15 protein-coding genes are annotated in these 16,852 nt (G+C 59.6%); 1 reads left to right on the top strand and 14 read right to left on the bottom strand.

Going from position 1 to position 16,852, the window contains the following annotated elements:
- Nucleotides 1-893 precede the first annotated feature (893 nt).
- Together RT21_RS23080 and RT21_RS20220 are read right to left on the bottom strand one after the other, a co-directional pair.
- The gene (locus RT21_RS23080) at nt 894-1,409 is read right to left on the bottom strand and encodes a DUF2514 family protein (protein WP_052724781.1); all 516 of its coding nucleotides are present in this window, start codon (nt 1,407-1,409) and stop codon (nt 894-896) included.
- Nucleotides 1,406-1,837, bottom strand: a complete 432-nt coding sequence (locus RT21_RS20220; protein ID WP_046164153.1) for a lysozyme — start codon at nt 1,835-1,837, stop codon at nt 1,406-1,408. Before RT21_RS20220 ends, RT21_RS23080 begins: the two co-directional genes overlap by 4 nt.
- A gap of 219 nt (nt 1,838-2,056) precedes the next feature.
- On the opposite strand from RT21_RS20220, the gene RT21_RS20215 reads away from it, so the two are divergent.
- Nucleotides 2,057-3,187 (top strand): acyltransferase family protein, encoded by a 1,131-nt coding sequence (locus RT21_RS20215; RefSeq protein ID WP_371263632.1) that lies wholly within the window; start codon nt 2,057-2,059, stop codon nt 3,185-3,187.
- 12 nt (nt 3,188-3,199) lie between these two features.
- On the opposite strand, the gene RT21_RS20210 is transcribed toward RT21_RS20215, so the two are convergent.
- The 12 genes from RT21_RS20210 to RT21_RS20155 all read right to left on the bottom strand — a co-directional run bounded on the left by RT21_RS20210 (nt 3,200) and on the right by RT21_RS20155 (nt 16,845).
- Nucleotides 3,200-5,206, bottom strand: a complete 2,007-nt coding sequence (locus RT21_RS20210) for a glycosyl hydrolase family 28-related protein (protein WP_046164151.1) — start codon at nt 5,204-5,206, stop codon at nt 3,200-3,202.
- A 104-nt stretch (nt 5,207-5,310) separates the two neighbouring features.
- Nucleotides 5,311-5,598 (bottom strand): hypothetical protein, encoded by a 288-nt coding sequence (locus tag RT21_RS20205; RefSeq protein ID WP_046164150.1) that lies wholly within the window; start codon nt 5,596-5,598, stop codon nt 5,311-5,313.
- Nucleotides 5,595-5,858: a hypothetical protein gene (locus RT21_RS20200; RefSeq protein ID WP_046164149.1), complete on the bottom strand. Its 264-nt coding sequence runs from the start codon at nt 5,856-5,858 to the stop codon at nt 5,595-5,597. The genes RT21_RS20205 and RT21_RS20200 overlap by 4 nt, the downstream gene beginning before the upstream one ends.
- 122 nt (nt 5,859-5,980) lie before the next feature.
- Entirely contained in the window at nt 5,981-8,533 is a 2,553-nt protein-coding gene (locus RT21_RS20195) for a hypothetical protein (RefSeq protein WP_046164148.1), read from the bottom strand.
- The gene (locus RT21_RS23075) at nt 8,533-10,266 is read right to left on the bottom strand and encodes a hypothetical protein (protein ID WP_052724780.1); all 1,734 of its coding nucleotides are present in this window, start codon (nt 10,264-10,266) and stop codon (nt 8,533-8,535) included. The genes RT21_RS20195 and RT21_RS23075 overlap by 1 nt, the downstream gene beginning before the upstream one ends.
- Nucleotides 10,263-12,374 carry a hypothetical protein gene (locus tag RT21_RS20185; protein ID WP_052724779.1) on the bottom strand — a complete coding sequence of 704 codons (2,112 nt, stop codon included), beginning with the start codon at nt 12,372-12,374 and terminating at the stop codon, nt 10,263-10,265. The genes RT21_RS23075 and RT21_RS20185 overlap by 4 nt, the downstream gene beginning before the upstream one ends.
- On the bottom strand, nt 12,374-12,847 hold the full coding sequence (locus RT21_RS20180; protein ID WP_046164147.1) for a virion core protein, T7 gp14 family: 474 nt from the start codon (nt 12,845-12,847) through the stop codon (nt 12,374-12,376). The genes RT21_RS20185 and RT21_RS20180 overlap by 1 nt, the downstream gene beginning before the upstream one ends.
- Nucleotide 12,848: 1 nt before the next feature.
- Entirely contained in the window at nt 12,849-13,310 is a 462-nt protein-coding gene (locus RT21_RS20175) for a hypothetical protein (protein WP_046164146.1), read from the bottom strand.
- Nucleotides 13,297-15,612 (bottom strand): phage tail protein, encoded by a 2,316-nt coding sequence (locus RT21_RS20170; protein WP_046164145.1) that lies wholly within the window; start codon nt 15,610-15,612, stop codon nt 13,297-13,299. Before RT21_RS20170 ends, RT21_RS20175 begins: the two co-directional genes overlap by 14 nt.
- Entirely contained in the window at nt 15,612-16,208 is a 597-nt protein-coding gene (locus RT21_RS20165; RefSeq protein ID WP_046164144.1) for a phage connector family protein, read from the bottom strand. The genes RT21_RS20170 and RT21_RS20165 overlap by 1 nt, the downstream gene beginning before the upstream one ends.
- 42 nt (nt 16,209-16,250) lie before the next feature.
- Nucleotides 16,251-16,457 (bottom strand): hypothetical protein, encoded by a 207-nt coding sequence (locus RT21_RS20160; RefSeq protein ID WP_046164143.1) that lies wholly within the window; start codon nt 16,455-16,457, stop codon nt 16,251-16,253.
- On the bottom strand, nt 16,450-16,845 hold the full coding sequence (locus RT21_RS20155) for a Bbp16 family capsid cement protein (RefSeq protein WP_045429797.1): 396 nt from the start codon (nt 16,843-16,845) through the stop codon (nt 16,450-16,452). The genes RT21_RS20160 and RT21_RS20155 overlap by 8 nt, the downstream gene beginning before the upstream one ends.
- Nucleotides 16,846-16,852 lie beyond the last annotated feature (7 nt).

Below are 16,852 nucleotides of genomic sequence, written 5' to 3'. Positions count from 1 at the left end.
CGCTAAACCTACTTTTTCAACAGAATCGGCCGATTGCTGCCTTCCACAGCATGGTCACCGGTCAGCAATCAACAAACCAGTTGTAAAAATGGTATCCCGCGCTAACTGACACAGCACATGTGCCCAGCGTCAATAGAGGCCACTGTCCCTCGACACCAAGCCACCACTGCACTTTAAATAGAAGAGCTCCCACCAACGCGCAGGCCAGAACACCAAGACCCAGGCCAACCAAAGCGAACAGCCGAGCCCCTAGCCCTGGATTTCCGCCGTGCCAGTTCTCACTCAGGCAAAAGGGGCAATGATTGGACGAAGGCGAATAACCCCAGAAACCACGGCTATATGACGCCCTCGGAACCATCGCTTTGCCACAGTTGTGACAGGTAACCATCGAGTGTCTCATACCGCACCTCAGCTCAAATCGTCCTAGATGAGCCCATGGTGCGCTACCGCGGAAAAACCCCAACTACCGGACCTGACATCTAGCCAACACCTGCTGCTAAGCTGGGCATCGAACCCTCCCGCCCAGGTAACCGGGGTTATGCTGTAGGCGACTGATTCTACTGAATCCTCCTCGGTGGTCGACCGGCATCGCCCTGTCGCGAAACGAGAGTTCAGGACGCCAGTTCAACTCCTTCTAAAGGCCGCTCATCGGAAATACGTGCACGGGGCACTTATGGGGGCATCTAACAATAGATCTTTCAAAAAAGTATTTAAGAACAATAGGTTATGCATATATTTTGGATCCCCCCGGCTCCACCAAACAAGCCCCGAAACATGGGGCCTCCAGCGGAAAAGGTTGTTGAAAGTTGCTGAAAATATGTCCCGGTTAGTCGGGGTTTCAGCAACATTTCAGCAACCTTTTTTGTTTCCCCTCTCAGCCCGTCCGGGCAATCTCAATTCCCCTTCACTGCTTCATACGATTTCTCACACGTCGCGCCGGCTATTCCTCGGTCGTCGGCAACTGCAGCATAGAGTTGAGCAGCCTCTCCAATCCGGCCGAACACGTCGGCTCGCACTCGGGCGGCGTCTTCGGCTGACGCGCTGAGCTGGGCAGTGATGGCATTGCCGGCGTCACGACTGCGTTGCTCAGCTGCGGCGAGGCGCTGCTGCAGGCGCTCAAGAGCACTGCCAGCGCGCTCAGCGTCAGTCCTCGCGGCAACCAACTGTTCCTGTGCATCTGCATCTGCTTTCTCCGTTGCGGCCTGTCGCCGCTGGTTTTCCTGAATCAAGAACAGCGCGGCACGACGGTCCCGCTCGCTGACTTCGGTGCGGTAGGTGGCAAGGTCGGCCTGTGCCTTTGAGGCCACAGACTGCGCCGACATCACTCGGATCTGTTGCCCGCCGGCCACAAGGACCAAGGCAAGGACCCAGTAGGACCAAGTAGGGACCAACTTTAGCCAGGCGGTCATAGTTTGCTCTCAAACAATGCACGCTCTGCAGCGCGGCGGCGAACCAGACCGGCAAGCACCTTGCCCCCAGCCTTATTCCAGCGCTCGAACTGAGCCGCGGCGCCGGCGTAGTCGCCCGCATTAAGCAGACGCAGCAGTGTCGAGTTGCTGAGGCTGCCCGCGCCCAAGTTGTAGACGAATGAGGTCAATGCGTCGAACTGGCCCTGCGTCAGCGGCATCTTGACCAGGCGCAGCACCTGTTCTTCGAACCGCTTCACGTCCTCGCGCAACAGCTCCTCGGCGCGCTCCTTCGTGATGGTGTCGCCCATCTTCACGCCGGACGTTGTGCCATAGCCGATGGTGACCACGCCTACCACGTCCTTATAGGCAGACAGGCGCAGCCCCTCGAAGGACTTGATCAGGTCAAGCCCCTTCTGTGATGTGTGCATTGGTTACTCCTATTTATTGCGCGCAGGCAGCATCGCGAGAGCGGGCGCTATGGCTCGCTCCCGTATTTCAGAGAGGGTCATGGGGAATCCTTTGGGCAGAAAAAAGCCCCGACTGGCGGGGCTCTATGCGGTGTGGTTTAACGTCGCTGCAGAGGCTCACTGCTATTAGCTTGTCATGCTATCCTCCGCGAGTTTGCGGACAGCGCTTAGGAGAAGACCATTAAAACTATCCATTACAACAATCTCGACCTCATGAGATTGATATTTGCGCTGTTCGTAATAGTGAGCCACTCATACCCAATATCTGGCAATCCCAGCGGGGACTTATTGTCGCGCCTTACAGGCGGGCAAATTATGTTCTCCAGTATAGGCGTAGATGGGTTCTTCATTATTAGCGGGTTTCTGATATTCAACAGCCTCAAGTACAGCAAATCCACGGCTGACTACATATGGAAACGTTGCTTGCGGATATACCCTGCGCTTTTTGTTGTGATAGTCCTCACTATCATAATGGGGTACTTCGTATCAGGGATGTCGTTCTTTGAGTATTTCTGGGGTAACGTCAGTGCCAGGACTTATCTGATCAACAATCTTTCGCTGTATTCCCTGCAATGGTCGATCGCAGGCGTTTTTGACGGCAATGTTTTGCCGGGCACAATCAACGGCAGCCTATGGACGCTTGTCTATGAGTTCTCGCTGTACTTCCTGATCATGCTAGCGGGTCTCGGATCGATACTCGGAAGGCGATTCGGCCAGGCTTTAGCCGTAGCGACGGTATTCGCTACCGCATATCTGGCCCTGAATTATAAGGATGCGTTGAACGTCCGCGAGTTTTTCTGGGGCCTAAACTTTTATCAGCTGTGTTACTTATCATCGCTTTTCGTCTTCGGCTCCCTGCTTGCGTCGCTTCGCTTCAATGAATGGAGCGGGCTGCGCTGGTATTGCCTAGGCTCTGCGGCTGTCTTGGTTCTGGCGGTAATTCTCAACATATACACCGTCGTGCTTCACCTGGTCCTTCCCGTCTTCATAATCTCGCTCGGATATTCATTTATCAACAGGGCAAGTATCCAGTATTCCAAAATCGGCGACCTCTCCTATGGCGTCTACATCTACGCCTTTCCTATTCAACAATTGCTGATGCATCTTTTCCAGCTAGGTACTCTGGAGCTCATGATTTACTCAGCAGGACTGGCGCTTGCATGCGGGTACATGTCTTGGAATCTAGTAGAAAGTCGGGCAATGAAGTACAAATCCGTTTTCGCGGATTTTCATTCAAAGGAACTGGCCCGCACCTCAGTGCCTGCGACTGAAAGTCCGGCGAGGGCCAATTCCGCCCAGGTATCAACCTAGCCCTGATCTCGGTCAGCTGCAGATTTGAACGCTGCCGGTAATCGAAACCAGATCGCCAGTGATGCCAAGAACCAGACGAAGCATTCCGCCATTATCCGCCGCTGTGACCGTGACCGGCGTCGATCCGCGCTTATCGACGTTGGCTCCGTAGATATCGCCATACACCTGATTCACGCCGTTTCCGTCCTGTACGGCGAACTGAAACTTGGCGAACAGGGAGTTAGGTCTGTAGTTGATCTTCGTGTCTATCGTCACCGAGCCGCTTGCCGATGTCACGGTTGAGTAAAAAACCGATCCACTGTAAGCAGGCCCCACGTCGCCGCCACGGCGCATGGGAATTATCGCAAGCCCGGAGTAGATAGACTTCTGCCGGAAGTCGGCGGCGCTAGTTGCCGATACAGAGCTGACCTGCTCAATATTCGTACTCTTGCCTATCGTCCAGTTTGCCGGAATTGCTTGGGTTGCTTCACGGTTAGCTTGCACGGCAAAATGAATGTAGTTGGACAGACCAGAGACAAGCATCCGGGCACGGTAGGTCACGCCAGCGGATACGCCATTGATGTTGGCGATGAAGTTTGACGAGTCCCATTCACCGTAGATAGCCGGGCCGCCAGTAGTGGAGCCGCCGTCATCGAAGATGGTGTCCACATAATTTATGTAATTACCCTTGAACGAAACCGCACAGGTGCCAGCCTCGGAGAAGTCAAACAAGGTGCCGGGAACAGCCTCAAAGTAGCCACCCTGGAACGACATCCCCAAGCAGTCGCCGGTAAACTTGAAGCCCTTGGCGCCGCCTTCAAAAGTGCCACCATTCACCGTAAAGGCCGTGCAGCCGCCCTCGATAAAGTAGCCGAACTCGGCCACGGTACTGACACGAGTTAGAACAATGGCGTTTGCCTGATTCTTGAAGTGGTAGGTCGGGTAAGCCGGATCAGAGACGCCGCTTGCCCAAATATCCTCGAGTGTTGGGTAGAAGCAGCGTTCCATCTTCCAAGCCTGGCGGCAGTTCTGAAAGACCAGCTGCTTGAGCGAACAACCCATCACGAAATTGTAAAGATCGAAACCTAGGCCAACGTCGGCGATTATCCCGCCGCTCACCGAAGCATGTCGTACAAGCTGAGTTTCAGGCGCTGAACCGATGTTGCTAACTACCTCCCCGCCTGTCAGGAATGCGCTACGGAACATTGTTCCGACCGTAGCTCCCGCGCCTTTCAACGTCGCGCCGCACAGGTTCAACTTGACGTTGGACGGCAGCAGAATAGTCCCGGCGATGAAGTAGGTTCGCCCCGGCGAGAAGCGGATCTCACCGCCGCCCAATACGGCCACATCGCGAATGAGCGCGTTGATGGCCGCTGTATCGTCCGTAGCACCATCACCAACCGCGCCGGATGTATGGACGCTGATGATGGTGTCAAGCGCGGACTGCACTGTTTCCGCGATAGCCGAGGAGAGCCGTGACTGCTTATGCCCAACGAGGCCAGATCCCGCGGAAGTGGCCAGGTCAATGCGCAGTTGCGTTGAACTATCCACGACGGGCGCCGCAACAGAGGGGTTCCCGTCATGATCGAAAGAAAGCAGTTTGCCTGCCCGCTGAGCGGCCGCAGGAATCCGTAATGGTACCGGGTCAGTCTCAGCCACTCGCAATGTCCGAGCAATGTCCGACTGATGCTGCTGGGCGATCATAGTGAGCAGATCGAACGCATCCTCGTGGACCTCTGCGAAGAACTTGCCCTGATTGCGCAGATCGGTCATTTGCAGGATATCGACAACCCGCGATACGAACAGACGCTTGCCGACCGCGGGGGCCACCACGACATTAATGAGCCCGCCTTCTTCATCGCCCTCCCCGCTGACCGTGTAGTCAGAATTCAGGGTTAGCAATGACGAGACCCCGGTTGCGTCATCTGCTAGCAGCACAACCAGATCGGTGTCGTTGTTGAACTTGAACGCGATCGGGAAAATCTGCGTCACTCCGTTACCGTTAAAGCTGGCGACGTTGGTATTCGTCTGAACGGTCATGGCCTGTCCTTTCGTGTGGGCATAAAAAAGCCCCGCTCATTGGCGGGGCCTGGAATTTGGGCAATAAAAAACCCGCCGAAGCGGGTTGCGTTAAGTCACGAGCGTTACGTCAGGCGCGAGGCAAGCCATGCGGCGGCAATGACTCCTCCTACCGCGAGGCCAATCCAAAGTGCCCCCTGAGTACCGCTTCGCGCGGCAACGAACAGATCGCCAGCTGATCGGATGCGTCCATGGTACTGCTCGGCCGCTACCGAGACGGCTACCACCGAGGCGAGTAGGTACGCGACAATGATGCCGTACAGCCTGATTTGATCGGGCATCACGAGGCCGACGGCGACTGCCACCAGCAGTGGTGCGAGAAAGACGATCAGGCCGGCAACCACAAGGCTCATGCCTTGGCGGCCTTGCGAGCAGACAGCCAAGCGCGCAGACGATTAGCTGCAAGACCGATAAGCGCCCCCGCCGTCGCAGTGGCAGCGAACACGACGGGCGTTGTCGGATTACCCATGGCCAGCATCAGGGCTACATAGGCCGCAGCGCCGGCCGCCATCGACTGCCAGAGGCGAGGCATCCACCAGGCAGCCAACATGCAAAGACCAATACTTAGCGGGTCAAGCAGGCGGGCGACTAAAATCGCGGCGAATGTCAGCACGTAATCACCTTATGTGCATCCGAAGCGGCTGATGTCACAGGTATGACGCCATATACCTCCAGGGCGTCGAGCAGGATATTCAGTAGGGCCGTGAGAGCCAGTTCAAATAATGTGTGCATTGATCACCTCGCAATCCCTAGCGGGTCCAGGTAGGTCTGTGATGGCCGCAGCAGGAACTGCTGGGCGTTTTCCTTTTCTATCCGGCGCTCCATGCGACGCAAAGCCCCAGGATTCAGGGCCTCTTGCACGCTGTTCAGGAACAGATAGTCCATGGCCGTGCGAGTGTAAAACAGATTCGCGAAAGGTGTGTTCTGGATAGCGAAGCGGAAGCTGGCAGCCGCCGCATCGTCACCGTCACGCATCCTGGCGAACAAGTCATAGCCGCCGTCGATCAAGCCTAACGTCGGTCCGGACAGTGACTGAGTGAGACCGCCGCCCATTCGGTTGGACTCGCCAAACAAGAAATCGCCATACAGGCCGAGCGCACCGCCCTGCAGCATTGCGGCGACCCATGTTTTCGGGTCGTCGACTGGGCGAGGCTCGCGGCCTTTCACGATGTCCTTCAGTGCCATGGCGCCATAGCCGAACAGGGTCGTCCAGAGCATGAGCTGCGCCACGCCGAGCTTTTCGCCGTTGCCGCTGCGCATGGCCTGCATGAGTTCGCCGCCAACGCCCGAGCCGTATGCGCTGGGCTTGTAGCCTCGCCCGTAAAGCTCGCGACCAATGGACTTCTGCAACACCGCTATCGGGAACGCCTTGAACTGCCCAACGAACCGCAGGGACTCGCCAGCAACGGTGCCGGGCTGAGTGCCGCGGCGCATGATGGCCCGCGTCCTGGCGTCCGGCTCGATGACCGCATAGCTCGCCCGGTCGGTGATGTAGCTGCGCAGACTGCCCCGCAATTCCTCGCGCAGTTCGCCGATGGCAGCGGCATTCGCCGTGCGGCCTTTGCTGGCCAGGTAGCCGGCCAGATCCTCTTCGGGAATGCTATCGATGCCTTGCGTGGTCATGTACTCCCGGCCGTCTGCCTCTTTTGAAGGCGTCGAGCGCAGCAGATCCCACTTGCCGGCGTCGATATCGAACAGTTCAAGGGTGCGCTGCAGGTCCGGGTTCATCTTGTCCCAGCCCAGCGTGCGGTTGTAGGCCAGGTGATGGCTCATCATAAGCGCCGCGGTGCTGCGCATGGTGTCAGTCCACCAAGTCAGGCCGTTCAGCTTGAAGAACAGCTGCTGCGCCCGGCTCATCTTGCCGCCCAACGTGTCGTCGGCGCTGAACTTGCTGACCACTTCACCGCGCACGCTGTCGAAAAACACGCCCAGCGTTGAGAGTATTTCGCGTTGCTCGGCTGGCTTCTTGCCCTTGACTATGCCGCCGATCAGCGTACCCATTGAGGACAGCATCCCCTTGCCCTGATAGCGCATCTCACTGGCGGCGACCGGAAGGTCAGTTACCGCCGAGATCACAGCGCCGCCCAGCTTGGCCATGGACTGCCAGGCGCGCAGGTTCGAGGCAACACGAGCGCCCACATGGTTTACGGCCATGCGTGACGTGCCGTCGATCTCCGAGAAGCGTGTCTTGAGCAGCCCGTTGCGGTCCTGCTGGAATTTGCGCAGCCCATCCGGGTCGTTTTTCAGATCAATCTGCAGCTCATCCAGCGCAGCGTTCCAGTTGCTTTCCGGATTGGTGCCGAGCCGGCGCATCATGCCGGTACTGTCGCCGGAGCGATCGATCCCGCCAAGGAATGCCTCACGCAGCGAACCGGTGCCGTAGACCTTGTTGTATTCGTTCCAAGCCAAACCATCCTTGAAGTGCAACACGCGTTCGGCGCTGACCTTCTTTGCCAGGTTGCGCGGGCCTTTGAAACCGTTCGGCTGGCCGGTGGAAACCTTCAGATGCACACCGGACACGAGGCCGTTGTAGGTGGCGAGCAGAAAACCGTCTACGTCTGAGCCTGCTTCGAAGGTGCGCTCATCCAGCAGCGGCAGGATCTCGTCGCGCCACTGCTTGAAGCCGGCGCGCTGGATCTTGTACGGGTCATGGGACTGGCGCACCACGTAGCCGGGCAGCTTGCGAATGAAGGCGCCGGCCCGGTTCGCATCTATACGCGCCGTCTCCTGATACTTCTGCATGATCTTGGCGATGCCTTGAGCCTCCTTGCTGAGGCCATCTAGCGGCTTGTCCATGCCCATGCGCCAGAGCGCGTCGGCAATGTCAGCATCAAGGTCGCCCTTGGTCAGGAATGGCTTGAGTCCTTCGGCCTCGATGTCGTGCAGGAAGCCTGCGATATACGCCTGGCTGAGCTGTTTCTGCTCGGCGGCCACGGAACGGCGAGCACCCGGGCGCGCGACGTTGGTGCCGACAAGGAACGACTCAAGGCCCAGGTCTGGACGGTCCGACCAAGTGCCGCGAATGTAGCCGACCAACTCAGCGCGGCGACGAGCATTCAGCAGCGCGTTGCGCTTCTCGATAGCAGCGGCCAGCTTTACCTGGTTGCCCATCTCGTCGGCGGCACGCATGGCAGCGTCTTCGAGGCCGAGCATTCCATCAGTGGCCTGCAGCTGCTTGATGCGCGCCTGGAGATCGCCAACTAACTCGACCATCTCTTCTTCGTTCAGCTCGCGTCCTGCAGCCTTGGCGGCGGCCTGGATAGTGTCGATGCAGTCTAATGCGGCCATTAGGTCCTCAACTGACAGAGTGCGGCTGCCCGGTAGGCGGCGGCGTAGGTTTCGGCGTCTGCGGCGATTTCGTTCGCCTCACGCATGAATGGCTTGAGATCAATGCCAGCTTGTGCGGCCATCTCGTCGGTGAGCGCCTGTTCGTCAACCAGCATACGCTCAACACCCTCAAGGTCCGTGCCGTCCAGTGCGTCGGCTGTTTCGCCGGCTGCATAGCTGGCGACCTCGCCTTCTGGATCGGCAACCGTCTCGACGGGCTCTTTCAGGCGCTGGAGTGCGGCGGCGCGCTTGGCTGGGTCTGCCAAGTCGAAGATGGCTTCAACGTTGACGGGGCGGCCGGTGACCGACTGAGCCACGGCAGCACGCAGGGCGCTCTCGCGAACCTGCCAGGGCGCGGCCTCGGCTTTCGCCCGAGCTGTCTGGCGCAGATCGAAACCGCTGGCAATGCGGCCTGTCTCGGCATCAATGCGTGACTGATAGCGCTGCGGAATCTCGCCGCGCTGCAGGGCGTTGAGTTCGCCGCGGGCAATCTCTGCCTGACGGTTCACGTCCGTTGCTGATTCAATCTCGGCCTTGCGCTCGTTCAGGCGCTGGCGTTCCTCGGCAATAGAGTCACGCGCAGCACGCTCGGCCTGCTTGCGGCTCATGCGCTGGCCTTGGAACTCCTTGGCGCGTACCTTGAATGTTTCGTCGAGCGTGTCGATCTTGGCCTGGATGGCGCCCTGCTCAATCTTCAGGTCACGCACGTTTGGCAGCTTGCCGGATGCAATCTCTTGAAGCTCGGCGCGGATCTCCGGCATCAGCGTTTCGCGCGCTTGGCGTCCGGCATCTTCAGCCAACCGCACGCGGTCACCCTGAATGCCGCGCTCGAGCGAATCACGTAGGGCGAGCATCGGATCTTCATCGACGCGCAAGGCGAACTGCTGCGGGCTGACCTTTGGCGCTTCGCCTGCTGATACTTGGGCTGCCGGTGTTTCTGCCTTGACCCCATCGAGCAGCGTGCCGCGGCGCACGTCGGAGATATACCCGCCAGCGCTGTGCAGCCCGCCACCCATTACCGAGCCGAACGCCACGTTCAGCAGGCTATCAACCGCGCCGTAGTCCGCCTGATCCTGAGCCGAGGCATACAGAACCAGCGGCTCGACGATGGCAGCGCCTACAGCTCCTTCCACGGCGCCGACTTGCGCACGAACAGCGGCACGCGCAGCAACCGAAGTGCCAGCCCGCGCCAACATCGACGCATAGCGCGCCTCGCCAACGATCGGCACAAAGGCCGAGGCAACGTTGATCGGGTCCAGCACCGAGGCGCCGAAGCCTGCCAACAACTGCACCGGAATGGTCGACGCCGGGGCGTTGTCGAGGATCAGCTTGCGCTTGACCTCCTCCCGCTTGCGCTCGATCAGGATATCCAGTGCGCCGGCGCGAATGCCGGAATCCTCGACGGTCAGGTCAAGGCCTTCTTCCTTGATGCGGGCGCGGGCCTGCTCGGCGGTCAGCAGCGGCGTCTCTGGCTCAGCACGACGTTCAGCAATGCCGTAGGCCGGGTAGGCCTGCATCTCAACGCGGCCATCTTCTGCCCTGTTCAGCTCCCCGATACGCCGTACGGCGCTCGTTGGGTTCTCGAACATCGCCTGATCGAACGCCGCTTCTGCCGCGTCGAACTGGCCTGTCACCACATCATCCAGAATATTGCGGTCTTTGCGGATGATCAGGCCGTCAGTGAATAGCGTCATTGCGTGCCCCATGCACCAGAAGGCGCGGCAGATTGGTTCATCTTCTCCCGGCCTTCGTTGAAGCGCTGCCAGGCGCTGGGCTTCTGGATTGCCTCAGTCGTAAGGTCATCGAACTTTCGCGCAACCGGGTTGCCGGCACGGTCTAGCACTGCCTCGCCGCCGTAGTAGAGCGCCACGCCGCTTTCATCTGGCAGGGTGACCCAATACCCGTCTTTCTCGATTGCGGCCTTCACACGGCCTGCGGCGAAGTTCTCCGGCACACCGGCTGGCGTGCGGAAGTTCAGCGTCATAGGGTCGAGCGATTCGATTGCACGCTCGGTGCCGGCTTCGATCAGGTCGGCGTCATAAGCTTTCGGTACACGGTAGGTGCCTTGGAGCGTGTACTTGTCATCGATCAGCGCTTTCTTTGCCAGCTCAACCGCATCGCGCGGCCCTTTCCCCTGCCCCATGTAGGCATATGCGAGGCGCTCGGCTTCGTTGTACAGGGTCGAGAAGGTGCGTTCGCCGCCGACTTGTCCGGCCAGGGTGTTGCGGAACTCGGCCATACCTTCGTTCAGCGCGTCCTTGGCGTCTTTGGTGTCGGTCGATTCAAGCCCGACTTTCAGTTCGGCCGTTTTCATGGGCGCGATACGGGCCAGGGTTGCCGCCGTTTGCTCATCCACGCCGGAGCCAATCACCAGCGCGGCGCCTGGCAGCTTGTCCTGCAGCTGCTTGTAAACGGTCGGCCAGTTCTTGCCCCACTGCTGCTGTAACTGCTCGATGACCTGCGCGGCGTTACTGCCACCGTCCTCGGTGTTCTGGAAGGCGGCGGCAATGCCGGCAGCCTGGCGTGATGTAAGCAGCTTGGGCTCAGGCGCACCGAGACGCTGTTGCTCGGCAATCATGGCTGTGGCGTAGGCTTCGACCGCGGCAGGGTCACCACTGGACGCATCCTCTGCCGCCTTCATCAGTAACGGACTGCGGCTCACGACATAGGTCGCCGGGTCGTTCTGCAGCTCCTCACCCAAGCGAGACGCAGAGTTCAGAAGCGTGCCGTACAGCTTGGCATCGACCGCGAAACCGTCTTCAGCCACGCCATCTTTTGCCGGGCGGAACTGCTCTACCAATTGGGCGCGCTCTTCAGGCGACGCCATAGCAACCTGGCGAATAGCAGTGCCGATGTCCTGTGTCTTGACGAACTGGGCATAGCGCTCGGCGCCTTCTTCCGCACCGTAGGAGGCAACGAACTCGGATGCCGACGGCGGGCTCTCGAAGTCAAAGCCGGAGAGGTATGCCGACTGCGCATCCGACACGCGGGTCGACAGCTCAGCGCGAGCGATGGCCTGCATCTGCCGGGCTTCGATCTCGCGCGACTTGATCTCGCGATCGATCAGGCGGCTGATCTGCACCTGATCCTCGGCGGTCATGCCCTCTTGCGCGGTCTGAAAATAGCTCTTGGCCTTGTACGGATCGTCATCGACCATGCGCGAAATCACCGCAGATGACATGCCGCTGTTTGCCTTGAGCAGCATTGCCTGCTGCATCTCAGGCGGGAGACCCTTGCGCTGCACCTGAGACTGCAGAACAGCAATCATCTTGCTCTGGTAGTAGCCGATCTTGTCCGGGTCGTTGTAGTTGAGCGCAGCACCCTGCATGGCCGTCTCGACCTGGCCGCGCTCAACGTCGTCGTAATAGTTCTCGCGCTCGCGATACTCGTAGCGGTTGAGGTCACCAGACATCGACTGACGCCGACGCATGACGAGTTCGTTATAACGGGCACGCTGGCGTTCGTTCTTCAGCGATTCGCCGATCTTGGCCTGTTGCTGCTCGAACTGGCCGATAGTCTGATTGGTTATGTCGAGGGCCGCGGAGCCTTTCTTGGTGTAGACGCCTGCCTCTGGGTCGAAGAATGTCTTCTGCTGCCACTGCTCAAGCTGTTGATCGGCGGCCATAAGCGCGGCGGTGTCGGCCTTGGCGCGTTCCTGCTCGACATACTGCTGAGTGGCCTGGCCGATCTGAGCCAAACCACGCTGTAGACCGGAATTATCCGGACCCTGCCCGCCAACCGTAGGCGCACCAAGGCCGCGCTGAGCAACCTGCGGGCCGTCAAACGTAGGGATGCGCGCCATTAGCTAAACCCTCCGCCCATAGAACCAAAGGCGCTACCGACGCCACCCAGGATCGAACCTGTCGCGGCGCTCTTGGCGTTGCTCTGTGTCATCTTGGCATTCATGCGATCGTTCTCGGCGCCGACCCGATAGCCCCACGCCTCGCGCGCTGCGTTGTTGGCGATGGTCAAGGCGTCGAATTCACCGAATGCGGCTGTGTCGTCCTGCACTTCTGCGGCTGTGCCGCTGTTCACGTCGATACCATTGGCGGCAAAGCCTGAACGCTGGCTGCCAATCATCTGCCCGACTTGGCGCCGGTACTGGTCTGCCTGCACGTCGCCGCGCTTGATTGCGTCCTGTGCGGCTGCTTCCTTGTAGCCTGCGTTCTGCTCGGCCATAGCAGCCTGGAACGCGCCTTGTTGCTTCGCGTTTTGCGCGCCCATCATGCCGCCGACCAAGGAAATCGCGACCGGGATAGCTGCCATCCAGCACATATCAGGTGCTCCGTTTCATCCAAAAGGGTTTGAAGGGCATACCTAGCGGGCCGTATGGCTCAGGCTCACCAAAGGTGAAACCCAGCCAGGACAGCCAGCGGATTGCCACGGTGTTGCGAACATCGACGAAATTGACCAGCGCCTCGTGCCGGGTCAGCATCTCCTCGACTTCCGGCTTGCAGACCTGCAGGAACGCCCGCGGGTAACGCTCGACGTGCACGGTGCTGACGAGCCAGGGAATGCCCAGCTGCTCGTCGTGCCGGCTGTCACCGAAGAGCGCCACGATCAGGCCATTGACGACGATCTTGGACGCCTTGCAGCACTGTTCCAGGCCTTCAGCGAGGCAGGTATCCAGTGGTATCTGCAGGGCCTCCTCGATCTCGTCCCGGTCTGCCTGGCGAATGATCGGCAATACCGCCTCGATGTCGCCTGGCTCAATGGGTAGAACTTCAGCCTTTGCCACTGATGGTGATCTCCGGAATAAGCGCCAGAACGGTGAGCGGCAGCGGGTCGGGCTGCTGGATGTAGACGCGGCCAGACTCTTGCCAGACTGATTCGATTTTCAGTTCGGTTATGCCTGTAGTCGTGGCGACCGGTGCGTCGTAGGTTTCTCGGTAATCCGGCTTCGACTCGTACAACTTCCCGCCGCGCTTTGGCCCCGCCCAGAAGTTACGAGACGCCTCCAGATACGCCGTGACGCTCGGGATGATCTTCTTGCGGTCCAACTTCGTGCCGGAATTACCGTCCGCCCAGTCGATTTCGAGCGTTTCCATCTCGGCCACATAGGGCAGGCCGGCATGAACCACAGCCGATGCGTGCTGCAGGCTGATAGAGCCGCCCGATACGACGCGCTGCGGGTGCACGTCGCCGTCAGTGAGGATGGCAACGGTCTTACCCTCAAGATGACCCAGGCCGGCAATGGTTGAAGCCATCAGTGCCCAGTCGCTAACCGCAACATCACGCAGGCTTTCCGGACAGATCTCCAGCAACTTGCCGGTGACGACGGTCGACGAAGTGTAAGCCGTGACCTCAACCCGTACCATCTCAGTGCCAGAGCGAAGCCGGTAGGTGCGGCCAACGCTGCCAGCCGTGAAAGATGCGTGACCAGTCGCCGTGACAGTTACCGCCTGCGGATACTTCCAATCCGTGCCGCCGCTGAGCGTCAGTGTTGCCGATGCATTCTTGTTCCGCCCGTCGTAGGTCAGCCCACAATCCACGAAGAACGCGTCTTCAGCATCAGTAATGTCGCGGGTTGCCATGCGCTCGACGTAGCGTTTAGTCACGCCATTGATGGTGCGGCGAACGAGCAGATAGAGCGCGTCCATCTGGCCTTCTGCAATGCAGCAGACCGACTCAACAAAGCCGTCCGTGTGGTGCTGATGCCAGGCCAACAGCTGCTCTTCCGGAAGGAAGGTCATGCCGAGGAAGGCCCCATCATTGCGCGCCGCCCAGACTAGGCGGTCAGGGATCTGCTGATAGGTCCAGTCAACCAGCGTGTAGCCGCGGAAGAAGTGCGGCGAAAACTTGGTGAGATCATCGCCCGAAAACCCGTCAGCCTCGAAGGTGTAGGCCAGTGAGGACACTGCGTTGTTGCGCTGCTGGACGTAGATGGCCGAGTCGTTGATGACGATCGGCGGAATCTTCGACACACCGTTGTAGCTCTGAATCTCGGCCTTCACTGTCTTGGCTGTGATGCCTGATTCACCTCCAGAGATGACCCACTCGCCACCCGATGTCAGGCCCAGCAACTGCCGAAGCGGCAGGATGTGACGGAACCGGTTCACCTGGCGCGACGCGATGGTGAAGGTGATCGAGTCGTCATCCTTTACCGGCGTGGCGTAGCCGAAATTCTTGAAGTTGCCGGTCTTGCTCATCCAGAAGGTTTGCGGAGCGAGGTCTGACCCCGCGAAGCACAGGCGCTGCTGGTAGTAGCCCACCGCGCCCGGATAGCTTCCAGCACCCACGAACGGATTGTTGCCCGTCGGCGGCGTGTCGGTCTTGACTGGCGCAATGTTGATGTCGTTGAAGGTCAGGCCATCAGCCTTGCCAATGAAGCCGTAGATGCCTGAGCTGTTGCTGTCCTTGTAAACGTTGTAATAGTCCGAGCCAGCGACAGCGGCCCAGCTCAAGGTAGCGCCAGCCTTGCTGTCCCAGCTCGCCACCGTGACCGATGCAGACGGCAGGCTTTCTTCCGGAACCTCACTGTCAGCCACTGCGGTGACGACGTAGCGATATGAGGTGGTATCACCAGACCCGCCCGAGCGGGCGGAGCCAGACAGCCCGCTCGGCGCAGAGATGCTTGGAACGAAGCTGATCTCGGCCAGCGTCCAGTTGTCGTGCCCCAAGCGAGACAACTGCCGAGGCGCGTGCGACGGATGCACGATGGTCATAATGTCAGCCGACTGCGTGTAGTTCAGCTCGAACAGCTGCGCAGCGGTGAAGGGTGTCGTGATTTCATACGGCACGCCAGGGCTCGACTCGACCACGCCGCCGTCCTTGTAGACGCGCATGTACAGGCTGCCGAACTCCAGCACATAGGTTTGCTCATCGTTGAACTGAAACGGGATCAGGCGGGCCTCGCCACTGCCTTTGGTCTCGTTGATGAACACGGTGCCGGGGCGATTCTTCACGCCGCCATAGGGCATGACGAAGAAGTTCGAGCACAGGCGCAGACCGGTCTGGTAACGGGCGAGGTCGACGCGCGCATACAGTGAAGGCGCAAGCTCACCGGCCGCGAACGACGGCTGAATGGTGGATGTTCCCATTAGTTGCGCGCCTGTATGAACTCGGATTCAGGAAACGGCCCCTCCTCGCTTTCTTCAAACGCAAGGGCTCTGGCCTGGTCGATGGTGATTAGGTAGTTCTGAATGGCCGCGCTGTAGTTCTCGGGGCGCGCCTGCAGACCCATTGCCAGCTCTGCCGCGAGGCGCCACGCAAGGGCGCTGGTGAACAGCGGAGAGAAGTAGGTCGTGTCCTCAACCTTGAGGGTGTAAACCAGTTCGGCTTCTGCTTGGTCGGTGACGATCGCTCGCCCGCCTGCGGCATTGATGACCTTGAACTGCACGCGCTGCTCGACACGCGGCTGACGCATACCTGGCGTGGTGATGTGCCGGATCTGTAGGCAGTCGGTCGGGTAGCGATACCGATAGGCCCAGTTTTGCGGCGGTGACCCGATGTCAGCCAGCGAGACACGCGCCTCAGCAAACGGCCAGGGGAAGTCTTGCAGCACCTGATCGCGGCCCTGCTCATAGTGGAGCGCGCACAGCTCGGCCGCCTTGCTCTGCTCGTCTATCGAGTCGATGAACTGGTTCTGCCCGATGCGGGTAAGCGCCATGTTGCAGATTTGGACGACACTGGCCATGCGATCTCCGGAAATAGAAAGGGGCCCGTAGGCCCCTTGGTGTTACGCGTCCGGAAGGTTGTCTTCCGGCTTTTCTTCAGGCTTGGCGGCCGGCTTTTGGCCGGGCTTTGCCTTTTCCTGCTTGGGTCCGGCCTTCACTTCTTCAAGGTGACCGCCGGGGCTGTCGATCTCAAGCGACACAACATCGCCGGGCTCGCACAGACGCCCGTTGATGAAGGAGCGCTCAAGCACCTTGTAGTGCTTAGCCATTGGTCTGCACCCCAGCCACGATGCCTGCAGTGACCTTGCCAGCGGTCGGCACACCTACACCGTTGACGGTGTAGTTCAGGCGAATGTAGCGCTCGCACCCTTGCGGCAGGGTGATGATTGGCAGCTGATAGCCGGCCTTCAGGTCGGCCAGTAGGACGGTGACGGTTGCCAGTGTCTTGGGCGAGCCAAAGGCTGAATCGCCGTCGGTCTGGATGGCAATGCTCAGGCTGTCGAGAGCATTGAAGGTTTCGGTAACTTGAACGGCAAGCGGGACACTGCCGTCCTTGCCTACGTCCTTAGTGCTGCCCGTGTCGATTACGTCGGTGGAGGCGGCGGTCGCGGTGATGGCCTGATGATTGGACATCAGAAGTTTCGCGTCAAAAAGCATGATGAGT

Source organism: Pseudomonas sp. 10B238 (genome assembly GCF_000970615.1).
Lineage (GTDB): Bacteria > Pseudomonadota > Gammaproteobacteria > Pseudomonadales > Pseudomonadaceae > Stutzerimonas.
Note: the sequence above shows the minus strand (reverse complement) of the source record. Positions and strands in the feature narration are given on the sequence as shown.